The 23,839-nt window shown below is 71.7% G+C and carries 23 protein-coding genes; 20 read left to right on the top strand and 3 right to left on the bottom strand.

Annotated features, from left to right (window positions below):
- Positions 1-17 precede the first annotated feature (17 nt).
- Positions 18-998 (bottom strand): chitinase, encoded by a 981-nt coding sequence (locus ACIGQF_RS34960; RefSeq protein WP_399718971.1) that lies wholly within the window; start codon positions 996-998, stop codon positions 18-20.
- A gap of 619 nt (positions 999-1,617) precedes the next feature.
- Here ACIGQF_RS34960 and ACIGQF_RS34955 point away from each other — a divergent pair.
- The 15 genes from ACIGQF_RS34955 (at position 1,618) to ACIGQF_RS34885 (ending at position 14,875) form a co-directional block, all read left to right on the top strand.
- A complete protein-coding gene (locus ACIGQF_RS34955; protein ID WP_399718968.1) occupies positions 1,618-2,502 on the top strand; it encodes a hypothetical protein in 885 nt (294 codons plus the stop codon).
- Positions 2,503-2,660: 158 nt separating this feature from the next.
- Entirely contained in the window at positions 2,661-3,365 is a 705-nt protein-coding gene (cpaB, locus tag ACIGQF_RS34950; RefSeq protein ID WP_399718965.1) for a Flp pilus assembly protein CpaB, read from the top strand.
- 8 nt (positions 3,366-3,373) lie between these two features.
- On the top strand, positions 3,374-4,672 hold the full coding sequence (locus ACIGQF_RS34945) for a CpaE family protein (RefSeq protein ID WP_399718963.1): 1,299 nt from the start codon (positions 3,374-3,376) through the stop codon (positions 4,670-4,672).
- Between the two features lie 3 nt (positions 4,673-4,675).
- Positions 4,676-5,074 (top strand): TadE/TadG family type IV pilus assembly protein, encoded by a 399-nt coding sequence (locus ACIGQF_RS34940; RefSeq protein ID WP_399718960.1) that lies wholly within the window; start codon positions 4,676-4,678, stop codon positions 5,072-5,074.
- 3 nt (positions 5,075-5,077) lie between these two features.
- Positions 5,078-5,458 (top strand): TadE family protein, encoded by a 381-nt coding sequence (locus tag ACIGQF_RS34935; RefSeq protein WP_361566678.1) that lies wholly within the window; start codon positions 5,078-5,080, stop codon positions 5,456-5,458.
- Positions 5,455-6,801 (top strand): CpaF family protein, encoded by a 1,347-nt coding sequence (locus tag ACIGQF_RS34930; protein ID WP_361566680.1) that lies wholly within the window; start codon positions 5,455-5,457, stop codon positions 6,799-6,801. Before ACIGQF_RS34935 ends, ACIGQF_RS34930 begins: the two co-directional genes overlap by 4 nt.
- Before the next feature lie 45 nt (positions 6,802-6,846).
- Positions 6,847-7,785, top strand: coding sequence for a type II secretion system F family protein (locus ACIGQF_RS34925; RefSeq protein ID WP_399718956.1), 939 nt, complete (start codon positions 6,847-6,849; stop codon positions 7,783-7,785).
- A gap of 11 nt (positions 7,786-7,796) precedes the next feature.
- Complete coding sequence (locus ACIGQF_RS34920) at positions 7,797-8,666, top strand: DUF5936 domain-containing protein (protein WP_399718953.1); 870 nt, start codon at positions 7,797-7,799, stop codon at positions 8,664-8,666.
- An 80-nt stretch (positions 8,667-8,746) separates the two neighbouring features.
- The gene (locus ACIGQF_RS34915) at positions 8,747-10,069 is read left to right on the top strand and encodes a sensor histidine kinase (RefSeq protein ID WP_399719089.1); all 1,323 of its coding nucleotides are present in this window, start codon (positions 8,747-8,749) and stop codon (positions 10,067-10,069) included.
- Positions 10,070-10,083: 14 nt separating this feature from the next.
- A complete protein-coding gene (locus ACIGQF_RS34910; protein ID WP_399718950.1) occupies positions 10,084-11,394 on the top strand; it encodes a response regulator in 1,311 nt (436 codons plus the stop codon).
- A gap of 293 nt (positions 11,395-11,687) precedes the next feature.
- The gene (locus ACIGQF_RS34905; protein ID WP_399719102.1) at positions 11,688-11,930 is read left to right on the top strand and encodes a Flp family type IVb pilin; all 243 of its coding nucleotides are present in this window, start codon (positions 11,688-11,690) and stop codon (positions 11,928-11,930) included.
- Positions 11,927-12,625, top strand: a complete 699-nt coding sequence (locus tag ACIGQF_RS34900) for a pilus assembly protein TadG-related protein (RefSeq protein ID WP_399719086.1) — start codon at positions 11,927-11,929, stop codon at positions 12,623-12,625. The genes ACIGQF_RS34905 and ACIGQF_RS34900 overlap by 4 nt, the downstream gene beginning before the upstream one ends.
- A gap of 45 nt (positions 12,626-12,670) precedes the next feature.
- Positions 12,671-13,285 (top strand): hypothetical protein, encoded by a 615-nt coding sequence (locus tag ACIGQF_RS34895; RefSeq protein ID WP_399718947.1) that lies wholly within the window; start codon positions 12,671-12,673, stop codon positions 13,283-13,285.
- 3 nt (positions 13,286-13,288) lie between these two features.
- Complete coding sequence (locus ACIGQF_RS34890) at positions 13,289-13,903, top strand: OmpA family protein (RefSeq protein WP_399718944.1); 615 nt, start codon at positions 13,289-13,291, stop codon at positions 13,901-13,903.
- A 240-nt stretch (positions 13,904-14,143) separates the two neighbouring features.
- Positions 14,144-14,875, top strand: a complete 732-nt coding sequence (locus ACIGQF_RS34885) for an Imm52 family immunity protein (protein WP_399718941.1) — start codon at positions 14,144-14,146, stop codon at positions 14,873-14,875.
- Positions 14,876-14,923: 48 nt separating this feature from the next.
- Here the strand turns inward: ACIGQF_RS34885 and ACIGQF_RS34880 are convergent, their stop codons facing one another.
- Complete coding sequence (locus ACIGQF_RS34880) at positions 14,924-15,319, bottom strand: DUF192 domain-containing protein (protein WP_399718937.1); 396 nt, start codon at positions 15,317-15,319, stop codon at positions 14,924-14,926.
- A 161-nt stretch (positions 15,320-15,480) separates the two neighbouring features.
- Here ACIGQF_RS34880 and ACIGQF_RS34875 point away from each other — a divergent pair, with 161 nt between their 5' ends.
- Positions 15,481-16,278, top strand: a complete 798-nt coding sequence (locus ACIGQF_RS34875; RefSeq protein ID WP_399718934.1) for a prepilin peptidase — start codon at positions 15,481-15,483, stop codon at positions 16,276-16,278.
- Positions 16,279-17,102: 824 nt separating this feature from the next.
- On the opposite strand, the gene mgrA is transcribed toward ACIGQF_RS34875, so the two are convergent.
- Positions 17,103-18,137, bottom strand: coding sequence for an L-glyceraldehyde 3-phosphate reductase (gene mgrA / locus ACIGQF_RS34870; RefSeq protein WP_399718931.1), 1,035 nt, complete (start codon positions 18,135-18,137; stop codon positions 17,103-17,105).
- A gap of 142 nt (positions 18,138-18,279) precedes the next feature.
- Here mgrA and ACIGQF_RS34865 point away from each other — a divergent pair, with 142 nt between their 5' ends.
- From ACIGQF_RS34865 to ACIGQF_RS34850, 4 genes are all read left to right on the top strand, one after another.
- Complete coding sequence (locus tag ACIGQF_RS34865) at positions 18,280-19,059, top strand: isoprenyl transferase (protein WP_361566830.1); 780 nt, start codon at positions 18,280-18,282, stop codon at positions 19,057-19,059.
- Positions 19,060-19,447: 388 nt separating this feature from the next.
- On the top strand, positions 19,448-20,770 hold the full coding sequence (locus tag ACIGQF_RS34860) for a PhoH family protein (RefSeq protein WP_399718928.1): 1,323 nt from the start codon (positions 19,448-19,450) through the stop codon (positions 20,768-20,770).
- A 452-nt stretch (positions 20,771-21,222) separates the two neighbouring features.
- Entirely contained in the window at positions 21,223-21,936 is a 714-nt protein-coding gene (locus tag ACIGQF_RS34855) for a transglycosylase SLT domain-containing protein (RefSeq protein ID WP_399718925.1), read from the top strand.
- Positions 21,937-22,057: 121 nt separating this feature from the next.
- Complete coding sequence (locus tag ACIGQF_RS34850) at positions 22,058-23,623, top strand: AI-2E family transporter (RefSeq protein WP_399718922.1); 1,566 nt, start codon at positions 22,058-22,060, stop codon at positions 23,621-23,623.
- Positions 23,624-23,839: the final 216 nt, after the last annotated feature.

Here is a 23,839-nt window from a genome sequence, read left to right as displayed (position 1 = left end):
GGGGAGGCGGACGACTGTCAGAGGCCGTGCACGTGCCCGCCCACCTCGTTCGCGAAGGCGTTGCCGTTCGCCGCGTCCCAGTTGGTCGACCAGGTCATGGCGCCCCGCAGCCCGGGGTAGGTCTTGGACGGCTTGAACGCGCCGCAGCCGGTGCCCTTGGTGAGGCAGTCCAGCGCCGCGTTGACCACGGACGGCTCGACGTATCCGCTGCCGGCCGCCTTCGAGGACGCCGGAACGCCGATGCCGACCTGCGACGGATCCAGGCCGTTCTCCAGTTGGATACAGGCCAGCGAGGTGAGGAAGTCCACCGAGCCCTGGCTGTAGACCTTGCCGTCGCAGCCGTTCATGGAGCCGCTGTTGTAGTACTGCATGTTGACGACCGTGAGGAAGTCCTTGATGGCCAGCGCTGTCTTGAAGTACTCGTTCTGCGGCGACTGCATGTCGACGGTCTGCGGCGCCATGGTGACCACCAGGTCGCCGTGCGCGTCGTGCAGCGACTTCAGCGCCTTGGTCATGTAGGTCGAATTGAGGCCGTTCTCCAGGTCGATGTCGACGCCGTCGAATCCGTATTCCGACATCAGCTTCCCGACCGAATCCGCAAACTTCTGCGCGGAGGCGTCGTCGGCGACCGAGACCGCGCCCTTCTCGCCGCCGACCGAGACGATCACGGACTTGCCGGCCGCCTGCTTGGCCTTGATGTCCGCCTTGAAGTCGTCCACCGAGCCGTAGCCGAGCGCCGGGTCGAGGGTGAAGCCGACCTCGCCCGGCGTACCGGTGGCATCCGCGAACGCGACGGCGATGATGTCGTACGCGTCGGGGACGTCCTTGAGCTTCTGGACGGTGGCGCCGTTGTCGAAGTTCTGCCAGTAACCGGTGAGCGCGTGCGCAGGTGGGGCGGCGGCCCGGGCCTCGTCGACGGCGCCCGCCGCGGTCAGCCCCGCGGTCGTCAGCGCGGCGGCGGCAAGACAGCCGAGCAGTCTCTTCGTGAGCGTGAACATTCTTGGACGTGCGCGAACCACAACAGCCTCCGTGGGGGGAAGTCGGGTGTTACGGAGTGCGCGCTCAGGGGCCCCTGCGTGCTGCCGTACAACGTGGTCCAGACCAATGGTTCTGTCAAGAGCCGTACTCGAATGGGGAATTGATCGTGATCACTTCCGGGGGAGGTTTCCGGCGGTCGCCCGATGAATTCCGGGCGGTCGATGTGTTCCGCAGTCCATTCCGGTGAGAAGGGGGAAATTCCGGCGATGCGGCGCCGTCGCGAAAGGGGCGCAATGGTGGCGAAGGGGGTGGTACGGCCGGGCGCTGAAGGGGTGTTGTAGGGGGCTACGGTGCAACTGAGCGCTGTATAGCGCTGGTTGTCGGCAATGTCGCGAAATAGGCGGTACGCATCTGCGGATGCACGTGCATTTGCGCGTTCTTTTTCAACGGTCATGGATAGATCGAGGTTGATCGGTAAATGATCCTCAGAATGGCTACCGTGAGAACGCTGCCGTGGCGGCCTCCGGAGCCGGCGAAGTGTTTTCTGGCGCCTGGGACGCGGCTAAAGTCTGCGGAAGACAGGACACCGCAGCGAGGGAAGTTGTGGAGCGAGTGACGTGGTGAAACGGGGACACACACATGCCGACCGCGATAGCAGTCACCAGTCCTGATCTGGTGCTCGCGCCCCCCGACCGGATCACGCCCCCGGCGCATGTGCTCGGCCCCCCGGAACGCCAGTCGCTGGACGACGCCCTGTCCCAGATGCACTTCCTCCTGGAGCAGCACGGCCACGTCCTCGTGGTCCACTCCCGCGCGGTGTCCGAGGAGCACGTCCGCCGGCTGCACACCCTCCGCGCCGTCCTGGAGAGCGACCGGATCGCCCTGATCGGCAGCGACTTACCGCCGCTCGGCGTCGGCCTGCTGGTCCGTCAGCTGCGCCAGCTGTCCGTCTGCGACGTCGGTCCCGGCGTCCTGGGCGCCGCGGCCCGGCTGCTCACGTACTACATCCACGCGGGCGCGCTGCTGAACAGCGTGACCCGGCTCGACGCCGTGCCCGTCAGCCTCAAGGCGCACGCCCGGTCGTGGGTGCCCGGCTCGCAGTTCGCCGTGCTGGCCCACCCCACCCCGCAGCTGGTCATGCCCGGCGCCGAGGACGCCCGGCTGCCGGGCCCGGAGTTCGCCACCCACATGACGGTGGCCGAGGGCCAGCTCACCTCGGAGTGGCTGCACACCCTGGCCGGCCAGTGGGCCGTACAGGCCGTGCACCAGGCCGAACTGCCCGCGGAATCCGCGCGCTGGTGGGGGACCGGCAGGCTGACCGAGTTCGCGGCCGGCATCGCGGACACGGCCGTACTCGCTCAGCTGGTCGCCTCCGTGCACCGCTTCCCCTGCCCCTGGTGCGGCCTGGAACTCATCGGTGACCGCTGCGCGTTCTGCGCCGCTCCCGTGCTTCCCGCCGAACACCGCAGCCCCTCCGGCACCGCCGCAGCGCGCGGAGCCGGACCGTCCGGCCGGTCGCGGTAGCGGCCACCCGGTGCGGCGGCCACAGTGGGCACATGGACGGATTACTCGGCGACGGCGGCACTCCGCCACCCGGTCACGGACCCACCGCTCCCGCGCCTCCCCTGCGTCATGCCCCGCCCCGCTCACCGTAACCGCCCTGAACGAGGTAGTCCGCAACCATGAACTCACGCCAGCGCCGCGGCATCATCCTGCTGCTCCTGTCGGTCCTGTGCGCATTCGGCGCCTTCGCCGGCGTCCTGTCGGTGATCAGCGACGTGGAGTCCAAGGTGGGCCCCGAGGTCTCCGCCTACGAGCTCAGGACCGACGTCGCCGCGTACAAGACCCTGGAGGCGGGGCAGTTCCGGAAGATCCGGCTTCCCGAGCGCTGGCTGCCCAGAACCGCGGTACGGAACCTCGACGAGGTGGTGGGCCGGATCGCGGTCAACCCGCTGCGCAAGGGCTCGCTGCTGCAGAGCGACATGGTCGCCGACCGGCCGGCCCTCCAGCCCGGCCAGCAGGAGATCGCGATCATGATCGACGCCGCGACCGGCGTGGCCGGCAAGATCACGCCCGGTGCCACGGTCAACATCTACGCCACCTTCGCGGGCAAGGAAGGCGACGCCGACAGCTCCAAGGTCATCGTCAGCAACGCCAAGGTCATCGACGTCGGCCGGCTGACCGCGCTCAAGCCGCGGCCCGGCGAGGCGGCGAACGGGGGCGGCGAAGCGGTGCCGATCACCTTCGCGCTCAAGACCCTCGACGCGCAGCGCGTGGCGTACGCGGAGTCCTTCGCCACCCACGTACGCCTGGCGCTGGTCGCGCCGGGCAGCGACGCCACCATCCCGGACGACCAGCGGGACTACACCCTGGCCGGGGACAAGTGAGGTAACGGATGGTCACACGAATCCTCCCGGCCGTCGGGGACGCCGACGCGGCCCGCTCGGTGACGACGCTGCTGAGCCAGCTGCCGGACGCCGACCCCGGCCGGCCCGTCGCCGATTCGACGCTGCTGCTCGACACCCTCGGGCAGCTCGCCGACGAGTCGGTCGCCGACCTGCCGGAGGTCGTCCTCGTGCACGAGCGCGTCGGCCCGCTGCCGGCGCTGGAGCTGGTGCGCGAGGTGGCCCTGCGCTTCCCCGCGGTCGGCGTGGTCCTGATGACCGCCGACGCCGGGCCCTCGGTGTACTCCGCCGCCATGGACGCCGGCGCGCGCGGCGTCGTCGGGCTGCCCCTCTCCTACGACGAGCTGTCGGCGCGGCTCCAGGCCGCCGCCAACTGGGCCACCGGCGTGCGCCGCCACCTCACCGCCGACCCGACGCTGCCGGCCGGTGCCGGCGGCACGGTCATCACGGTCAGCGGCGCCAAGGGCGGCGTCGGCACCACCACGCTCGCCGTGCAGCTGGCGCTGGCGGCCCGGTCGGTGGGCACGCACGTGGCGCTGGTCGACATGGACCTCCAGAGCGGTGACGTCGGCTCCTACCTGGACGTGCAGTTCCGCCGGTCGATCGCCGACCTGGCCGGTATCAAGGACATCTCGCCGCGGGTCCTCCAGGACGTGGTGATGCACCACGAGACGGGCGTCGGGCTGCTGCTCGCGCCGGGCGAGGGCGAGCGCGGCGAGGAGGTGGACGAGCGGACCACCCGGCAGATCATCAACGCGCTGCGCAGCCGGTACCACGTGGTGATCATCGACTGCGGGTCCCAGCTGACCGGCGCGAACGCCGCCGCCATCGAGATGGCCGACGGCGCGGTGCTGGTCGTCACCCCGGACGTGGTCACCGTACGGGCCGCCAAGCGCACCGTACGGATGTGGGACCGCCTCCAGGTGCGCAAGGCCGAGGACACCCTCGCGGTGGTCAACCGGCACAACCGCGGCACGGAGATCCAGCCGCCGCTGGTCCAGCGGATCGTCGGCACCCGGGTGGCCCGTACGGCGGTGCCCGCGGGCTTCAAGGAGCTCCAGCCCGCGGTCGACTCGGGCCGGATGCAGGACCTGGACGACCGCGGCACGGTCAAGCAGGCGATGTGGGCGCTGGCCGGCGAACTGGGCCTGGGCCAGGGCCCGGACGACGGGGCGCCGGGGCACGGCCGCAACAGGCGCGGCCGGTACCGCAACGACCGCGGCTCGATCGGGCTCCGGCGGCGCCGGGGCGGCGCGCCCGCCGCCGGCAGACCGGCAGGGGAGGGCTGACGGATGACGGCCTGGCGGGTACGGGTCGCGCGGCGCGTACGGCGAGCGCGGGAGGACCGGGGGCAGGTCGCGGTGGAGTTCCTCGGCATGCTTCCGCTCATCGTGATCACCCTGGTGCTGCTGTGGCAGTGCGCGCTGGTCGGCTTCACGTACACGCTGGCCGGCAACGCCGCCGACGGGGCCGCGCGCGCGGCGGGCTCCGGCGGCCCCGGAGCGTGCGAGCGCGGCGGGACGCAGGACCTGGGGGCGAGCTGGCGGGCCACCGCCGCCGTCCGCTGCAGCGACGCGCCCGGCCTGGTCAGGGCCCGGGTCACGCTGCGGGTCCCGGTCCTCTTCCCGGGCTCCTTCGCCTTCCCGTTCGACGTCACCGGCGAGGCCGCCGCCGTACGGGAAGGGGACTGAGCCATGGTGCTGCGCGCGAAGAAGAGGGGCGACCGCGGACAGACCGTGGTCGAGTTCCTCGGCATGCTGCCGGTGCTGATCCTGGTGGGTCTGGCCCTGGTCCAGTTCGGCATCGCGGCGTACGCGATCCAGCAGGCCGGTACGGGGGCGCGGGCCGCGGCCCGGACCGCGGGGCTGGACGAGCCGGAGATCGGTTACGTCCAGGCCGGGAAGGCCGCGATGAGCGCCTGGATCGCGGACGGGGCCGACTTCGTCGAGCGCCCCGCGCCGGACCGGGTGTCCGTCACCGCGAAGGTGACCATCCCTTCGGTCATCCCGTTCGTCGACGGCCTCGCCACCGAGAAGACCGTGACCATGCCGCGTACGAAGGAGTCCGCACCATGAGCCTGAGGGCGCGCATCAACGCTCCCGAGGCCCCCAACGGCCAGCAGGAGGAGAACCACCTCGTCGCCGTCTACCGCGGCAAGCTGCTGGAGGAGATCGACCTCGCGGAGATGTCCTCGCTGGCCGCCGCCGAGCGGCGGGCCCGGCTGGAACGCGTACTGGGCCACATCATCAGCCGCGAGGGCCCGGTCCTCTCCACCCACGAGCGGGCCATGCTCATCCGCCGCGTCGTCGACGAGGCGCTCGGCCTGGGCATCCTCGAACCGCTGCTGGAGGACGCCTCGGTCACCGAGATCATGGTGAACGGGCCCGACCAGATCTTCGTCGAGCGGGCCGGCAAGGTCGAGCTGCTGCCGCTGCGGTTCGCCTCCAACGAGCAGCTGATGCAGACCATCGAGCGCATCGTCTCCACCGTCAACCGCCGGGTCGACGAGACCAATCCGATGGTCGACGCGCGGCTGCCCTCCGGCGAGCGGGTCAACGTCGTCATCCCGCCGCTCTCGCTGTCCGGCGCCACGCTCACCATCCGCCGCTTCCCCCGCTCCTACACCCTCCGGGAGATGATCGGCCTCGGCTCGCTGGACGAGCACATGCTGATGCTGCTCTCGGGCCTGGTGCGGGCGAAGTTCAACGTCGTCGTCTCCGGCGCGACCGGCTCCGGCAAGACCACGCTGCTCAACGCGCTCTCCGGGCTGATCCCCGAGGGCGAGCGCATCATCACCATCGAGGACTCCGCCGAGCTCCAGCTCCAGCAGACGCACGTCATCACGCTGGAGGCCCGCCCGGCCAACGTCGAGGGCAAGGGCCGGATCACCATCCGCGACCTGGTGCGCAACTCGCTGCGGATGCGCCCCGACCGGATCATCGTCGGCGAGGTGCGCGGCGGCGAGACGCTGGACATGCTCCAGGCGATGTCCACCGGTCACGACGGCTCGCTGGCCACCGTGCACGCCAACAGCGCGGAGGACGCGCTGATGCGGCTCCAGACCCTGGCGTCGATGTCCGAGGTCGAGATCCCGTTCGTGGCCATCAAGGACCAGATCAACAGCGCGCTGGACGTCCTCGTCCAGCTCACCCGGCACGCCGACGGCACCCGGAAGATCAGCGAGATCGCGATCGTGGACTCCCGCGGCCGCGAGGACTACCGCATCGTCTCGGTCGCCAGATTCGTGCCGCAGCCGATGGGCCCGGACGGCACGGTGCACGGCGCCTTCGAGTACTACCCGCTGCCCCGCCGGGTCGCCGAACGCCTCTACATGAAGAACGAGCCGCTCCCCGCCGCCTTCGGCGTCGCCGACGACGCCGGACAGCTCGTCGTCCGCAAGGGCGAGTACCCCGCCTGACCCTCCGTCCGCCCCCGCCCCCTTCCCGGAGGATCCCCCGCCGCCATGGACAACCTCGCGCTCCTGACCATCGGCGCCACGCTGGTGTGCTGCCTGCTCGCCGTCCTCGGCGTACACGCCGCCGCCTCGGGCCGCGCGCAGCACGCCGCGCTGGTCGACCGGCTCGACCGGTCGGGGCAGCCGCGCGCGCCGGGCCACCGCCGTGCCTTCCACGGCCTGGACCGCAGGCTGCGCCGGACACGGTTCGGCAAGCGGCTGGAGACCCGGCTCGCCGCCACCGGGCTGGACATCACGCCCGGCGCGTTCTTCGTCGCCATGGTCGCCGCGGTCCTCGGCCTGTGGCTCCTCGCCAGTGTGCTGCTCGCCCCGTTCTTCGGGCCGATCGCCGGCGCGACGGGGCTGTGGGGAGCTTTCGCGTACCTCGGCTGGCAGCGCCAGAAGCGCACCGAGCGGTTCATCAACCAGCTCCCCGAGCTCTCCCGCGTCCTCGCCAACGCCACCCAGGCCGGACTGGCGCTCCGTACCGCACTGGCCATGGCCGCCGAGGAGCTGGAGGCCCCGGCCGGCGAGGAGCTGGGCAAGGTCGCCGACCAGCTCGCCATCGGCCACTCCGTGGAGGACGCGCTCGGCGCGCTCGCCGAGCGGCTGCCCTCCCGCGAACTGGTCGTCCTGGTCACCACGCTGGTGCTCTCCAACCGGGCCGGCGGCACGGTCGTCAGCTCGCTGCGCAACCTCACCGAGACCCTGGAGGAGCGCAAGGAGACCCGCCGCGAGGTCCGTACCCAGCTGTCGCAGGTCACCGCCACCGGCTACATCGTGCCGCTGATGGGCCTGGGCGCGCTGCTGGTCATGAACAACATCTGGCCCGGAGCGCTGGACAAGATCACCGGCAGTGTCCTGGGCCAGGGCGCGATCCTCGTCGCGCTCGCCCTGTACGCGCTGGGCTTCTTCCTCGTCCGCCGGCTCGGCAAGATCGACGTCTGAGAGGCCGCACCATGGGACTCCTCTTCGCCCTCCTCCTCGGCCTGTCCGTCCTCGGCGCCGTGTACGGCTGGCGGCTGTACCGCTCCGAGGCCAAGCTGCCCGGCGACCTCGTGGTCGCCCTGGAGGTCGGCTCCTCCCGCACCAGCGCGGCGGGCTCGGCCATCGACCGGCTCGGCATGCGGTACGCGCCGGCCGTACTGCGCCTGATGGGCCCCAAGCGCGTCGACCGGCTGCGCAAGCGCATCGACATGGCGGGCAACCCCGGCGGGCTCACCGTCGACCGGTACGCGGCCCGCCGCTTCGTCTACGGCGTCACCGGCGCGCTCGGCGCCCTCGCCATGGCCGCCAACGGCCAGGTGATCCTCGCCCTCCTCATGATCGCGTTCGCCGCCTGCTGGGTCGAGGTCTCCCTCTGGGCCGCGATCCGGCAGCGCAAGGAGTCCATCGAGCGCACCCTCCCCGACTTCCTCGACGTCCTCGCCGTCGTGGTCTCCGCCGGGCTCGGCTTCCGCCAGGCGCTGGACCGCACCGCCGAGAAGTACCAGGGTCCCTGGTCCGACGAACTCCGCATCACCCTGCGCCAGATGGACATGGGCGTCAGCCGCCGCCAGGCCTTCGAGGAACTGCGCAGGCGCAACGACTCCGAGCAGGTGGCCATGTTCGTCACCGCCCTCCAGCAGGGCGAGGAGCTGGGCGCCCCGATCGTCGACACGCTCATCGCCATCGCCAACGACATGCGGCGCACGGACGCCCAGAACGCCCGCCGCAAGGCGGCCAGGGCGGTGCCGAAGGCCACCACCACGATCACCATGGTCATGGTCCCGGCCACCATCCTGCTGATCGGCGCCGGCATGTTCCTGGGATCGGGGCTCCTGGGGTGAGGAGCGGGGCTGTGCGGCGGGACCGGCGGCGCGTGGTGTTCCGGCGGGGAGCCGCCGCGCCCATCACCGCCGGCGGCCCGCTGCCGCCGCACGGCCCGGAGGGCACGGCACCGCCGCCCGAGGAGCCGACCCTCCGGCTTCAGCTGAGCGCCCTCCAGGCACTGTGCCGGCAGGTCTTCGGCTTCCGGCTCGCGATGATCGCCCTCGCGGCGCCCTTCGCCATCCTCGGGACCAAGCGGGGCTGGCCCACCGTCCTGATCTGCTCCGCCGTGCTGTTCACCTTCATGGCCTCGTACCTGCTCTTCCGCGACTGGGAACGGTTCGGACCACTGCTGCTGCACCACCCCGTCCTGCTCGCGGTGGACGCCGCCTTCGGCGCCCTGCTGCTCTTCACGGCCTCGCCCGCCAGCCCGCTCAGCTACGTCACGATGTGCACGCCGCTGCTGGCCGGTCTGGCCTACGGCTGGCGCGGCGCGGGCGTCTTCGCGTCCCTCACCGTGTGCATCGTCCTGCTGGCGTACGTGGGCGACGCCGACCTCGAAGTGACCCTGGCCGGCTCGACGTTCCTGCCCGGCGTCTGCGTCGTGGCCGGCGCGGCCGGCGTCACCCTCCGCAATCTGATGCTGCGCTTCGGCGCCGCGAGCCAGGCGCTCACCGAGACCCGCTCCCGGCTCGCCGTCCACGAGGCCGTCGAGTCCGAACGCGCCCGCCTCGCACGCGAGATGCACGACTCGGTCGCCAAGACCCTGCACGGCCTGGCGATGGCCGCCGACGGGCTGGCCGGCTCCGCCGACCGTACGGACCCCACGACCGTCAAGCGCCGGGCGGAACTGGTCTCCCGCGCCGCCCGCCGGGCCGCGGCCGAGTCCCGCGAACTCCTCTCCGACCTGCGGCGCGAGACCGGCCTGTGCGGCGGTGTCGACGTAGCGGGGGAACTCTCCGCCAAGGTCGCCGACTTCGCCCGCCGCGCCGACATCCCCGCCTGCTACCGCCCGCTCGGCGACGGCCCCGCGCCCCAGGTCCCGCACGCCATCGCCCGCCAGCTCCTCACCATCGCCACCGAGGCCATGGACAACGCCCGCCGGCACGCGGCCCCCAGCCGCCTGGACGTCGCGGCGGGCGTGGTCGAGAGCAGCCTCCGCATCAGCGTGTACGACGACGGCTGCGGTCTGCCGCCCGGTACGACCCTGGACGGCCTCCGCAGGGCCGGCCACTTCGGCCTGGTCGGCATGGTGGAACGGGCGGCCGGCATCGGCGCCCGCATCCGCATCGGCCGCGGCCGCGCCACCCGGGGCACCGAGGTCCGGGTGGAGCTGCCGCTGGCGGCGGTGGTGCCCAAGCCGCTCATACCGCCGTTCACACCCGCACCCGACCAACCGACCCGTCCCCCCGCCAGGCCGTGAGAGGAGGCCGCGCCATGCCGGAATTCCGTGAGTCGGGCGGAGCGCCCGCCACCGACCCCTTCGCCCTCGTCGGCGACTCCTTCGTCTTCGAGGACCCGTTCGTCCTCGATGACCCCTCGGTCTTCGACGATCCCTCACCCTTCGACGGCTCTTCAGCTTTCGGCGGGGAGGGCGGCGCCTCGCCCTTACCGGCGGCCCCCTCCGCCGCCGCGCCGGCCGACCCCTTCGCCGTGCCCGGCGGCCACGCGCCCGAACCGGGCCCGCCGCTGCGGGTGGTCGTCGCGGACGACAACCCCGTCGTACGCGCCGGGCTCACCGTCCTGCTCTCCGGGCGCCCCGACATCCAGGTCGTGGCGGAGGCCGCCGACGGCCGGCAGGCGTACGAGGAGGCGCGGCTGCACCGCCCCGACGTCATCCTGCTCGACGTCCGCATGCCCGGCGTCGACGGCATCTCCGCCCTGCCCCACCTCGCCCGGCTGGCGCCCGTGATGATGCTGACCTACAGCCGGGAGAGCGACATCGTGCGGGAGTCGCTGCGGCTCGGCGCGGGCGGCTACCTCGTACACGGCGAGTTCACCGCCGACGAACTGGCCGCCGCCGTACGGGACATCACCGCGGGCCGCGCCCGCTTCACCGCCACGGCCTGCAACGCCCTGCTGGCCCACGTCCGCGCGGCCCCGCCCGCACCGGACGCCTCGTACGGGCCCCTCCCGGAGGGCCTGGGGTCGGCGTACGGAGCGGACGGCACGGGCGAGACGCGGTACGGAACGGGCGATGCGCCGTACGGAACGGACGATCCGGGCCGCGCGGCGTACGGAACCGGCCAAGGAGCCGGGGGTTCACCTTCCGGCCAACGCCGGGCGACACCGGAAGAACGCGCTGCTCCTGCAAATGGCAATTCCGGTCAGAATGGCCCCGCGAGTGGAGCAAGTCCGCAGTATTGCGGGGCGTACTCGGTCTCGAATTCATCGCGACCCTCGCAAACCACTTCGCAACCGCAAGCCGGTATGGCACAGTCTGCGACTGGGCCGTACGGCGCGGCCCCGGTGGTCCCCGCACAGCGGGACGGTGGGGGCCGTGCCCCGCTGACACCGCGGGGAAACGGTACGGACCGGTTCGGGCTGAGCCATCGCGAGGCGGAGGTGATGGAACTGATCGCGGCAGGCATGACCAACGCGCAGATCGCCGCCACGTGCTTCATCAGCGAGAAGACCGTGAAGAACCACATCAACCGGATCTTCACCAAGCTGCCGGCCACCAGCCGCAGCCAGGCCATCGCCGTCTGGCTCGGCACCGCCCGAGGGGAAACGCAGAGCCATGGCTGAAGAGGGAAGGGCCCGCCCGGCACACCGGGTGCGCGGCACGTCCCGCGCCGGGATGCGGGCCCAGGGCCGGGGTCGGGGCTGGGCCCGGAATTGGGCCCGGATTTGGGCCCTGAAGGGGGTTTGGGCCCGCGATTGGGCCCGGGGGCCCATGCCGGGCGGGGTGTTCCCGGCGTACGTTTCCCGGGACGCCGGCGGTACCGGCCGCGCGGACGCGGCGGCCGTCACGACGGTCGGCGTGAACGCTTGCGCGCGGGCCGGCTGCCGGCCGGCCGAACCCGGAGGGGAACACCACCATGAACCAGCGGATGCTGAAGGCCACGACCGCCACCCAGGTGCGCATCGGGTCCTGGCGGGACGCCTGCATCGAGCGGATGTACGGCCGCGAACGCTCGAAGGGGCAGACCGCGGTGGAGTACATCGGCATGATCGTGGTGGTCGTGGCGATCATGGCGGCGATCGCCGGGTTCACGGACATCGGCACCACGATCAAAACGAAGATCAAGGAAGCTATCAGCAGCGTGAAGACCGGCGGCTGACCGATGCCGCGGCGCGGACGCGCCGTGACTTCGGCGATTCCGGGCAGGCCCTCCCCATCTACATCACGGTGGTGGCGGGCCTGCTTTTTCTTGCCTTCGCCTACTTCGCCGTAGGCCAGGCGGCGGCTTCCAGGAACGGCGCCCAGTCCGCGGCCGACGCGGCGGCGCTCGGGGCCGCACAGGACGCCCGCGAGCAGCTGCGCGACGGTCTGCTCGCCTCCCTCCACGAGCCCGCCGACTGGGCCGTGTTCCTCCGCGGCGAGGTGTACGACGCGGCCCGCGCCTGCGTGGCGGCCGGCAGCTTCGCCGCGCACAACGAAGCCCAGGTGGCGGGCGGCGGCTGCCGGCAACTCAGCGACCAGCGGCAGGGTTTCACCGTCCAGGTGCGCACCACCGGCGGCATGGGTGCCTCGGTCATCCCGGGCACCGAGAACGAGCAGTCGGAGGCGAAGGCCACGGCGGTCATCGAGCCGAAGTGCGCGGTGCCGGAGGAGGAGCCGGAAGAGGACGGCACCGGTGACCCGGATCCGGCACCCGGCACGGACGACAAGGACAAGGACAAGGGCCGCGACTCCCAGCGCCTGTACCTGATGTGTGACGGCCAGGAGTGGTCCATCGATCCCGACGAACCGGGCCCCGCGCGTCCTGACTTCCCGCGCGCCGCGGACCTGTTCGCCGTAAGGCTTGCCGACTGAGCCCGCTCGCGGCTGACGGCGCGAAGACGAGTAGAGGACGAGTTGATGAGTATGTGGCAGATCACCCGGGCGCGACGGATGGTGGCCGCCGCCTCCCTCGCGGCGGCACTCGCCTTGACACTGTCCTCGTGCGGTGAGGACGGGAACCGGAGTGCCAACACTGCCGCCGGCCAAGGCACCGAGGGCGGGAAGGGCGAGGACCGGGCGAAAGAGCCGGAACAGGCCGAGCAGCCGGAGCAGCCCGACGACAGCAGGGTGATCGCCACGCTCAAGGGTGCGGACGGGATAAGCCTCGACGTTACCTCGGCGACGCGCGACTCCGGCGGCTTCGTCACGGTCAACGGCGTCATCAAGAACAGCTCCGACTCCGAGTACTTCGGTACGGACTTCTGGACGGGGCCCGAACTGGCCCTGCAGAAGGGCGCGGGCGGCGGCTCACTGGGTGGCGCTTCGCTGATCGACAAGGCGGAGAAGAAGCGGTACTACACCCTCCGGGACACCGAGGACCGCCCGCTGACGACGCTCGGGCTCTCCAGCATCAAGCCCCGCTCGGAGAACCGGGTCTTCATGCAGTTCCCGGCCCCGCCGAAGAGCACCACCGAGGTTGACCTGCAGATTCCCACGTTCCAGTCCGCCTCGCTCGCGCTCACGGACGCGTGACCGATGAGGACGATATACCGGAAGCGCACTCCCGCGCTCCTGCTCTCCACCGTGCTGGCCACGGGGTTCTCGGCAGCCGCCGTGCCGACAGCGGTCGCCGACGACGTACCCCCGGCGCCCTCCGTCTTCATCGGCAAGGTCGACGTCAACGACCCCGACCTCAAGCTCCCCGAAGGGAAGTCGCTCGCCGCGCCCAAGGTGCTGGACATCAAGACCGTCGTCGGGGACGAGCGCGGTACGGAGCAGCGGGAGGACTCCAACTCCGATGTGAAGTTCCAGCTCCAGGCCGAGGTGCTGTTCGGGAAGGACAGCGCGAAGCTGTCGGACGTGGCGAACGACCGGATCCGGCAGATCGCCGAGGAGATCAAGAAGCAGCAGGCCACCAACGTGACCGTGGCCGGCTACACCGACGACCTCGGCTCGTCCGAACACGGGCTGAAGCTGTCCAAGGAGCGCGCCGACGCGGTGCAGCAGCAGCTGAACGAGGACTTGGACGGCAGCGCCATCACCTTCGAGATACGCGGCTACGGCGAGGACGCGCCCGTCGCGAGCAACGACTCGGAGGACGGGCGCAAGAAGAACCGCCGCGTGGAGGTCTCCTTCCCGCGCGCCGAGTGACCGCGATCGCCACCACGCCGCTTCACGCGGCACGCGGCACGGGCGTCCGTGACGGGCGCCTCGATGTGAAGACGCACCACATATCCCCTGAAGGTGGTGGAGAAGAGAGCAGGACGGACTCGACGCGGCCGGGGGGCGGATGACAGCGTGCATCCGGACCGGGCGAGCGCCGGCCTGATGGCTGCCGTACGTGCCGGACGCAACGAACGGCAACATACGGAACACCGGAGTGGAGCTCACATGGCACTGGATCTGACGGTCGGCGGTGTCTGGGGGCCGCGGCAGGAGAGCCCCGACCAGCTCGCCGAGCGCTGGCTGCGTCTCCTGAGGCGGCTGGCGAAGATCGCGCCGGAGGACTTCGCCGGCTGGCGGGCCGAGGCGGTCGGGCAGGCCGAGCAGCTGCCCGAGAACGCCGACGCGGCCTGGTTCACCTCGTACCTGGAGCGCGTCAACCCGCAGGACGACGCCGCCACGATCGGGTACTCCGCCGTCCTGGTCGCGGCGGCCCCCGGCCGGCCCATCATCACCCTCAGCGTCGGCGCGGGCGGGACACCGCAGTTCGCACCGCAGACCGCGGTCATCACCGTGCGCTCCGCCGACCTGAACGATTCGGCCCCGCTGGTCGCCCGGCTCCCCGAGGTGCTCACCGCGATCGTGGAGTCCTGGGACGCGGACTGGGGCGACATCGCCGACGACGACCTCCTCGGCGTGCTGGAGAAGGAGTACGAGCTGGACAACTCCACGCCCCGCTGCGGCCGGGCGGTCTACCTCTCCAGCGGGCGCAGCGCACTGGTCCCGGAGGACGTACCGGGGCGCCGGTCGGTCACCGAGCACGGCGGCCTGGTGCTCGACCTGAGCCGGCCGGACGGCTCGGCGCCCGACGCCGACCATGTGCTCGCGGTCAACGGCCTGCTCCGCAAGGCCGGCGCGCTGGAGGAGCTGCCGTACCCGATGGACCGCGCGAAGTGGTGAGAGCGGGCCACCCGCTCACCTCCCGGCACCGGTAGCCCCCGGCACCGGTCACGTCTCGACCGTCAGGCGGGTGCCAGGGCGCAGGCCCCAGGCGGCCATCGCGCCCGCCTCGGCCTCCAGGACGTGCCGGGAGCGCAGCCGGGGGCGGCCCAGCCGGTTCGGCCGCATGGTGCGGACGGCGAGGACGGTCAGCCGGCGGTCCAGGTACGCGACGTCGATCGCGAAGCGCATGCGGAAGGTGTGCACGCTGCTCGCGGGCGTCAGCAGCAGGGCCCCCTCGATCCCGTCCCGGCCCAGCAGGCCGCGCGTGCGCGCACGGTAGGACGCCGCGACCTCCAGGGGGAGCGGCGCCCGGGGGGCCGCTCCCCCGGCCTCGTCCCCGCTCCCGGTCCCGCTCCCGCCCGCGAGCCACAGCCGCCCCCGGCCGTCGTGCCATCTGCCCATCGTGTTCCCTCCCGTACGCCGCGGCCCCCGCCCGGCCGGCCGGGGATGCTACCGGCGCGGCGTGCGGTGGCGCGCCGCGAGCGGCCGGTGCGGCCCATGGTTGCCCAGGGTTGGGCCCCAGGGCCCATGACCGGGACGGTTTCTGGCCGTACGTTCGAGGGGTGCATCCGCTCCTGATCGCCCTCGCCGCCGCGTACGGGGCCGCGGCCGGGCTGCTCGTGCCGCGCGCCGCGTACCGGCTGGCCGTCGAGCCCGAGGAGGACCGGCGCACGGCGTGCCCGGACGGCCACCCGATCACCGGCGTGGCGCGCGGCTGGCTGGGCCTCGCCCGCTGTCCGGCCGTGGCGCCCGCCGCGCTCGTCCCCGCCGCCGTTCCTGCTCCCGTCGGCCGCCCGCCCGCCGCCTGCCGCGCCTACGGCCCCGCCCGTACCGCTGCGCCCCTCGTCGCCGCTGCGGCCTGCGCGCTGCTGGCCGCGGCCGCCGGGCCCCGCCCGGAGCTGGCCGTCTGGCTGCTGCTCGTGCCGGTCGCGGTGCTGCTCGGGACGGTCGACGCGGCCGTGCACCGGCTGCCGGACGTGCTGACCCTGCCGGCGGCCGTGGCCACCGCCGCGCTCCTCGGGGCCGCGACCCTGCTGCCCGGCCACGGCGGGACCTGGACCGGCGCGCTGCTCGGCGGGCTCGGGCTCGCGGGCGGGTATTTCGTGCTCTTCCTGATCCGGCCCGACGGGCTGGGCTTCGGGGACGTGAAGCTGGCCCTGACGCTGGGGACCGCGCTCGGCTGGTACGGCTGGGGCGTGCTCTTCCTCGGCGCCTTCGCCGGCTTCGTGCTGGGGTCGGTCTACGGGATCGGAATGATGATCGTGCGGCGGGTGGGCCGGAAGTCCGCGATGCCGTTCGGCCCCTTCATGGCCCTGGGCGCGCTGCTCGGCCTGCTGCTCGGGGCGTACGGCGTGTCCTGACGCTCCCGGGCAGCCGTGTGCCGTATGGGCCGTCCCGTGGCAACGGGGGTAATTGCGCGGCGTGAAAAGGGAAGTTGGCCGGGAAGATAGTACATACGGGGGGTATGTGCCCTATGGTCGTTTCCGCACCGCTCGCACGCGATCAGCTGGAAGCGCATCACGCGGGCTGTCCGCCGCCTCCCGAAGGGGGGCGCGGGGCCCGTGGTGACGAGCCACCAGCTGATGTGCGGGTCGTCGACGCGGTGCTGCCCGGACAGGGCAGGACGTGAGGACGTGACGATTGGGGGTCGCGGAGGACCGAGACGGAACGACCGCATGACGACCGGGGGAGTCCGTTACGAGGACCGGGGTCCGGTGCGACCGGCCGGGAAGTCCGGTCATGCCTCGCGCTCCGGGTGCGCCGCGCCGCGCCCGGAGCGCTTCCCTTTGCGCCCCACCGCCGCGCCGCCGCCCGGCCGTCAAGTACGCGACCGCCGGGCTGTCGCTCCTGCGGGCTACCCGTACCGGGCCGGCGAGAGGTGTGTCACGCGGGCTGGGCGGCGGGGGCCGCGGGGCGTGGTGCCGCGCCGTTCAAGATCGTTCGAGCCGTCGGGCCCGCCATGGAGCGGGCGAAGCGGCATGCATTCAAGATCGTTAAATGAATTCGCGGGCCGTTTCCGTGTCCGCCGCACACCTTGATCAACTTTGCGACGCGCGGGCTGACCGCCTCTGATGCGCGAAGCACACCCCGCGCGGGGTTATGGTGGGAACCCCCCCTCGGGCCGGTCCGTATCCCCCCCACGGACCGGCCCGCTTTTTCTTCCCGGGGTCCGGAGCGCCGCCGGTTACCGCCGCGCCCAGATGTTCACGCCGTCCGTCGAGGTGGCGAATTCTTCGATCTCGGCCAGCTCGGCGTCGGTGAGCGCGGCCCCGCCGAGCGCCGCGACGTTCGCCTCCAACTGCGCCACGCTGCTCGCCCCGATCAGCGCCGAGGTCATCCGCGGATCCCGCAGCACCCACTGGAGCGCGAGCTGTGCGAGGGACTGGCCGCGGCGCGCGGCGATGTCGTTCAGCCCGCGCAGCCGCCGTACGACGTCCTCGGAGAGCAGCTTCGGATCCAGCGACTTGCCCTGCGAGGCGCGCGAACCCTCGGGGATGCCGTTCAGGTACTTGTCGGTGAGCATGCCCTGGGCCAGCGGCGCGAAGGAGATGCAGCCCATGCCGGCCGCCTCCAGGGTGTCCAGCAGCCCGTCGTCCTCGGTCCAGCGGTTGATCATGCTGTACGAGGGCTGGTGGATCAGCGGGCGCACGCCCATTTCCCGCAGAATGCGGGCCGCCTCGCGGGTCTGCGCGGAGTTGTAGGAGGAAACACCCACATACAGGGCCTTGCCCTGCTGTACCGCGGAAGCCAGCGCGCCCATCGTCTCCTCAAGGGGAGTGTCCGGGTCGAATCGGTGCGAGTAGAAGATGTCGACGTAATCGACGCCCATCCGGCCGAGGGACGCATCCAGCGACGAGAGCAGGTATTTCCGGGATCCCCATTCTCCGTACGGACCGGGGTGCATCAGATATCCGGCCTTCGTGGAAAGGATCATTTCGTCCCGGTAGCGCCGGAAGTCCTGCGCGAAGATCTTCCCGAAGTTCAGCTCGGCCGAGCCGGGCGGCGGACCGTAGTTGTTCGCCAGGTCGAAGTGGGTGATGCCCAGGTCGAAGGCGCGGCGCAGGATCGCGCGCTGCGACGACAGGGTGCGGTCGTCGCCGAAGTTGTGCCAGAGCCCGAGAGAGATCGCAGGGAGTTTCAGACCGCTGCGGCCGGTGCGGCGGTACTCCATGGAGTCGTACCGGGAATCGTCGGCCAGGTAGCCGGAGGTGCTTGTCATGCTTCACTCCTTATCACGGAGTTGTGACACACCTGATTGGGTCATTGCCACCCCTGAGAAGTAAAGTTGCGGCCTTGAGGCGACGGGGGCGACCGCCAATTGGCACGGAGGGGCTGGACCACACATGCTGCGATCTTCCGGGATGGGTATCCCGTATCCCCCTGTTGTGCGGGAGTTCGTGTACAAGCTGTACGAACGCCGGGTGGAGCGCCGGCTGGACCACTCCCAGGTGCCCAAGCACATCGGCGTCATCCTGGACGGCAACCGCCGCTGGGCCCGTGCCGACGGCCTGACCACCGAGCAGGGGCACCAGGCGGGCGCGGCGAAGATCGAGGAGATGCTCGGCTGGTGCGAGGAGACCGACGTCCAGGTCGTCACCTTGTGGATGCTCTCCACCGACAACCTCGACCGGCCGGAGAAGGAGCTGAAGCCGCTCCTCGGCATCATCGAGAACACCGTGCGGCGGCTGGCGGCCGACGGCCGCTGGCGGGTGCACCACGTCGGCAACCGTGACCTGCTCCCCGCCGGCACCCAGCGGGTGCTGAAGGAGGCCGAGGAGGCCACCGGCGACATCGGCGGCATCGTCGTCAACGTCGCGGTCGGCTACGGCGGCCGGCAGGAGATCGCGGACGCGGTCCGCTCGCTGCTGCTGGACGAGGCCGGACGCGGTGCCTCCGTCGAGGAGATCGCCGACGGCGTCGACGTCGAGAAGATCTCCGAGCACCTCTACACCCGCGGCCAGCCGGACCCGGACCTGGTGATCCGTACGAGCGGCGAGCAGCGGCTGTCCGGCTTCATGCTGTGGCAGAGCGCCCACTCGGAGTACTACTTCTGCGAGGTCTTCTGGCCCGCCTTCCGCAAGGTGGATTTCCTGCGGGCCCTGCGCGACTACGCCTACCGGCACCGGCGGTACGGCGTCTAGGACACCCTCTCGGAGCAGTCGGGGCGGGCCTCTCGGGGGCGGCGACGGGCTGTCAGGGGGCGGGCCCGATGCGTCACATGGGCTCAGCGGTTCATCCGTAACCACGAATTCACTGGCCGTGCGACCTGTGCCGGGGCATGCCCGCAGGTGTTCCCGGGAATATCCCTTCCAGGACGGCACCCGAAAAGCCAGGTCCAGTGGGTGCCGCTCGCAGCGGACGGCATGGGGCCGTCCGCCCGGGAGGCCCGTTGCGCACCACGGACGATCGTGCGAACCGCACGTCCGACGCGGAGGGCCGGTGCCCGGCCCGCGCTTCGCGGCCCGAGCCCGGCCCCATCCCCCGCGACGCCGTCGCACCCCGACCTCATCCGAGGGGGTTCGTCCACCCGTGGTGAACAGCAAGCAGCGCCGTGAGGCCGACCGGCGCACCTACGTCCTCGACACCAGCGTCCTGCTGGCGGATCCAGGCGCCATGGCCCGCTTCGAGGAGCACGAAGTAGTGCTCCCGGTAGTGGTCGTCACGGAACTGGAAGCCAAGCGGCACCATCCCGAACTCGGCTACTTCGCCCGGCAGGCGCTCCGCCTCCTGGACGACTACCGCGTACGGTACGGCCGCCTGGACGCCCCCATCCCGATCGGGGAGGTCGGCGGCACACTGAGGGTCGAACTGAACCACTCCGACCCGGGGGTGCTCCCCGCGGGGTACCAGCTCGGGGACAACGACTCGCGCATCCTCGCGGTCGCCCGCAACCTCCAGGCCGAGGGGTACGACGTCACGGTCGTCTCCAAGGACCTGCCGCTGCGCATCAAGGCGTCCTCGGTCGGCCTGCTGGCGGAGGAGTACCGCGCCGAACTGGCGATCACGGACTCCGGCTGGACGGGCATGGCGGAGCTGACGATCACCGCCGAACAGGTCGACGACCTCTTCTCCGTGGAGAGCGCGTACGTCCCGGAGGCCGCCGAGCTCCCCGTCCACACCGGCCTGGTGCTCCAGTCGGACCGTGGCAAGGCGCTGGGCCGGGTCACCGCCGACGGCCGGGTGCGGCTGGTGCGCGGCGACCGGGAGGCGTTCGGCATCCACGGCCGCAGCGCCGAGCAGCGGATCGCGCTGGACCTGCTGCTCGACCAGGAGGTCGGGATCGTCTCGATGGGCGGCCGGGCCGGTACGGGCAAGTCGGCACTGGCGCTGTGCGCGGGCCTGGAGGCCGTGCTGGAGCGCCGGCAGCACAGAAAGGTGATGGTCTTCCGGCCGCTGTACGCCGTGGGCGGGCAGGAGTTGGGCTACCTGCCGGGCACGGAGGCGGAGAAGATGGGCCCGTGGGCCCAGGCCGTCTTCGACACCCTCACCTCCGTGACCTCCGCCGACGTCATCGAGGAGGTGGTGGGCCGCGGGATGCTGGAGGTGCTGCCGCTCACCCACATCCGCGGCCGGTCGCTGCACGACGCGTTCGTGATCGTCGACGAGGCGCAGTCCCTGGAACGGAACGTCCTATTGACCGTTCTGTCCCGAATCGGGGCGAATTCGCGAGTGGTGCTCACCCATGACGTCGCGCAGCGCGACAACCTCAGGGTCGGGCGCTACGACGGTGTGGTCGCCGTCGTGGAGAAGCTGAAGGGGCATCCGCTCTTCGCGCACGTCACACTCAACCGCTCGGAGCGCTCGCCGATCGCCGCTCTGGTGACCGAAATGCTGGAGGACGGCCGCATCTGATCCTGTATAGGGGCCGCGCCCCGAATGAGGCGGTCGGAGGGGTCCGACCCGTTGTGTGACCTGCGCCGTCCGGCGAAGCCAGAGAGCCTAGCCGGGCGGCGTTGTCGCGCGCGGCGATATCCGGAAAGTCTGTGGCGTAAACGAGGTGTGAGCTTTCACACCCGGCTCGGAATTGATTCCGTGCGTCCGCTTCGGGCAGAGTCTGGGACCTGTCAGGCCCCGCATACGGCACATCAGCACCCCCAGCGGTGTAGAACCACAGAACTGAAAAGCGTTCGCCGTATGCCGCCCGAGCACCACGCGGACCCCCGAGGGGGACGTACCGGGCCAGTGCCTCCTGTGACCAGCCGACCCCACCAGCACTTCGGGGACGGAGCAATACGGAGGCCAGCGTCAGGGGCACGATTGCGTCCGCGATGGTCACGTCGCGGTCGACGCTGGAAGGAAAACGTGTGAGCCGGATTTCGGTCCGGGGATTCGCCGTGGCCTCCGCCACCGCGGTCACCACAGTCGGCGCCGTTGTCGGCGTCGCGTCCGGCAGCCAGCCGGGCTCGGTCGCCAACACCGAGGCCGCCGCTGCCGACGCGACGATCGCCGACATCCCCGCGGGCCAGCAGGCCCAGGTGGAGACGGCGTCCCTCGTGCAGCAGGCGGATGACCAGTCCACCCAGGCGGATGCCGCCGCCCTGAAGTCCGCGCAGGAGGACGCCCGCAAGGCGGCCGCCAAGAGCGCGCAGGACAAGAAGGAAGCGGCCGAGAAGCAGGTCGCTGCCGAGAAGCAGGCGGCGAAGGAGCGCGCGGAGGCGAAGGAGCAGGCCGCCAGCCGCTCCGCCGAGCGCGGCTCCCTCGGTGACATCGCCGTCAAGGCCTCGTACTCGGTCGCCGAGACGCAGGCCATGGCCCGGCAGATGATGCCGTCGGACCAGTTCCAGTGCTTCAGCAACATCGTGGACCACGAGTCCGGCTGGAACTACCGTGCGACCAACGCCTCGTCCGGCGCCTACGGCCTCGTCCAGGCGCTGCCCGGCTCGAAGATGGCCTCGGCCGGCTCCGACTGGCAGACCAACCCGGCGACCCAGATCAAGTGGGGCCTGGGCTACATGAACGACCGCTACGGCAGCCCCTGCGGCGCCTGGTCGTTCTGGCAGGCCAACAGCTGGTACTAGACCGGCTCGCAGTACAGCGACGCGAAACCCCCGACCGGACAAGGGTCGGGGGTTTCGCGCGTCGGGCCCGGGTAACGTCGTTCCGACAGTGACGCGTAACGAGGGGGGAAGAGGAAGCGACATGTCCAGACTGCCTCAGTGGGTCGGCGGTGCGGGTGCCGGCCTGTCGCGGCTGGCCGAGCGCCTCGAAGAACGGCGCCGGCGCACGGAGGCCGCGGCCGCAGATGGTGATCAGCGGCTGGGGCACAGCGCGCGGAACGGTCACGAGGTGCCGCCCATGCCGCTGGAGCCGCCCGTCGTGCCCGGCCGGCCCGTGCCGAGCGGCGACGACGGCCACGCGGAAGCGGCCAACGGGCCCGTGGAGGCGGCCACCGGGCCCGCGGAAGGGCCGTCTGCCGCTTTCCCCGCCTCGGACGTCACAGCAGCCACTTCCGGCGCCACAGCGTCCGCTGACGGCGCCGCCAAGGCCGGCGGGAACGGCAGCACGGCCGACGACGGCCGGCCGCCCGCCGCGTCCGTGCCCGCGCCGCCCGCCTACGCACCCGCCGTTCAGCGCCGGCCCGAGCCGGTGGACGCGGTGCCCTGGGGGATACGGGTCGCCGCCGAGGCCGGCTGGCGGCTGCTGGTACTGGCCCTCGCCGTGTACGTACTGGCGCGTGCCATCACCAGCATCCAGCTCGTGGTGCTGGCGTTCGTCGCGGCGCTGCTGATCACCGCGCTGCTCCAGCCGACGGTGGCCTGGCTCCGGCACCGGGGGCTGCCGAGGGGGCCGGCGACGGCGATCACGTTCATCGCCGGCTTCGTCATCATGGGCCTGGTCGGCTGGTTCGTGGTCTGGCAGGTCATGGACAACATCGACTCGGTCTCCAGCCGCGTGCAGGACGGCATCAGCGAGCTGAAGGACTGGCTGCTGAAGAGCCCGTTCCATGTGACCGAGGGCCAGATCAACGACATCGCGAAGAACCTCCAGGACGCCATCGGTTCGAACACCGAGGAGATCACCAGCGCCGGTCTGGAAGGCGTCACGGTCGTCATCGAGATGCTCACCGGCATCCTCCTCGCGATGTTCACCACGCTCTTCCTGCTGTACGACGGGCGGCGCATCTGGGAGTGGCTGCTGAAGCTGGTGCCGAGCGCGGCGCGCGGAGGCGTGGCGGGCGCCGGGCCCCGGGCCTGGCGGACGCTGACCGCCTATGTGCGGGGCACGGTGATCGTGGCCCTGATCGACGCGATCTTCATCGGCATAGGGCTCTACTTCCTGAACGTGCCGCTGGCCGTGCCGCTCGCGGTCTTCATCTTCCTGTTCGCCTTCATCCCGCTGGTCGGCGCGGTGGTTTCGGGCGCGCTGGCGTGCGTGGTCGCGCTGGTGACCCAGGGCGTGTTCACCGCCCTGATGGTGCTGGTGGTCGTGCTCGCCGTACAGCAGATCGAGGGCCACATCCTGCAGCCCTTCATCCTCGGCCGGGCGGTGCGGGTGCATCCGCTGGCCGTGATCCTCGCGGTCGCCGCGGGCGGCCTGGTCGCGGGCATCGGCGGCGCGGTGGTCGCGGTGCCGCTGGTGGCCGTCACGAATACGGTGGCGACCTACCTGCGCGCGTACGCGCACGAACAGGCCCTCCGCACGGCCCCGGCACCACACGGCGCGACGGCCGCGAGCGTGATGCCGTCCCGGGACGCCGACGCCTAGGCGCCGTTGGGCCCGCCCTTGTAGCCCGGCTCTCCCGCCGCGCTGGTCGCTCGCGCAGTTCCCCGCGCCCCTTCAGGGGCGCGGGGAACTGCGCGACCGGCCACGACGGTGGCGCGCTCGGCCACGGGGCCGGGCCTCTACGGCGGGCCGCCGGGTTACCCGGGCGGCATGCGCGCGAAGGCCCCCGCGGACGCGATGTCCGCGGGGGCCTTTTGG

The sequence above is a fragment of the Streptomyces sp. NPDC053560 genome, assembly GCF_044544605.1.
GTDB lineage: Bacteria > Actinomycetota > Actinomycetes > Streptomycetales > Streptomycetaceae > Streptomyces.
Note: the sequence above shows the minus strand (reverse complement) of the source record. Positions and strands in the feature narration are given on the sequence as shown.

Coding starts and splice junctions, on each gene's coding strand:
- ACIGQF_RS34960 (WP_399718971.1), bottom strand. CDS start 998: ATGTTCACGCTCACGAAGAGACTGCTCGGCTGTCTTGCCGCCGCCGCG.
- ACIGQF_RS34955 (WP_399718968.1), top strand. CDS start 1,618: ATGCCGACCGCGATAGCAGTCACCAGTCCTGATCTGGTGCTCGCGCCC.
- cpaB (WP_399718965.1), top strand. CDS start 2,661: ATGAACTCACGCCAGCGCCGCGGCATCATCCTGCTGCTCCTGTCGGTC.
- ACIGQF_RS34945 (WP_399718963.1), top strand. CDS start 3,374: ATGGTCACACGAATCCTCCCGGCCGTCGGGGACGCCGACGCGGCCCGC.
- ACIGQF_RS34940 (WP_399718960.1), top strand. CDS start 4,676: ATGACGGCCTGGCGGGTACGGGTCGCGCGGCGCGTACGGCGAGCGCGG.
- ACIGQF_RS34935 (WP_361566678.1), top strand. CDS start 5,078: ATGGTGCTGCGCGCGAAGAAGAGGGGCGACCGCGGACAGACCGTGGTC.
- ACIGQF_RS34930 (WP_361566680.1), top strand. CDS start 5,455: ATGAGCCTGAGGGCGCGCATCAACGCTCCCGAGGCCCCCAACGGCCAG.
- ACIGQF_RS34925 (WP_399718956.1), top strand. CDS start 6,847: ATGGACAACCTCGCGCTCCTGACCATCGGCGCCACGCTGGTGTGCTGC.
- ACIGQF_RS34920 (WP_399718953.1), top strand. CDS start 7,797: ATGGGACTCCTCTTCGCCCTCCTCCTCGGCCTGTCCGTCCTCGGCGCC.
- ACIGQF_RS34910 (WP_399718950.1), top strand. CDS start 10,084: ATGCCGGAATTCCGTGAGTCGGGCGGAGCGCCCGCCACCGACCCCTTC.
- ACIGQF_RS34905 (WP_399719102.1), top strand. CDS start 11,688: ATGAACCAGCGGATGCTGAAGGCCACGACCGCCACCCAGGTGCGCATC.
- ACIGQF_RS34895 (WP_399718947.1), top strand. CDS start 12,671: ATGAGTATGTGGCAGATCACCCGGGCGCGACGGATGGTGGCCGCCGCC.
- ACIGQF_RS34890 (WP_399718944.1), top strand. CDS start 13,289: ATGAGGACGATATACCGGAAGCGCACTCCCGCGCTCCTGCTCTCCACC.
- ACIGQF_RS34885 (WP_399718941.1), top strand. CDS start 14,144: ATGGCACTGGATCTGACGGTCGGCGGTGTCTGGGGGCCGCGGCAGGAG.
- ACIGQF_RS34880 (WP_399718937.1), bottom strand. CDS start 15,319: ATGGGCAGATGGCACGACGGCCGGGGGCGGCTGTGGCTCGCGGGCGGG.
- mgrA (WP_399718931.1), bottom strand. CDS start 18,137: ATGACAAGCACCTCCGGCTACCTGGCCGACGATTCCCGGTACGACTCC.
- ACIGQF_RS34865 (WP_361566830.1), top strand. CDS start 18,280: ATGGGTATCCCGTATCCCCCTGTTGTGCGGGAGTTCGTGTACAAGCTG.
- ACIGQF_RS34850 (WP_399718922.1), top strand. CDS start 22,058: ATGTCCAGACTGCCTCAGTGGGTCGGCGGTGCGGGTGCCGGCCTGTCG.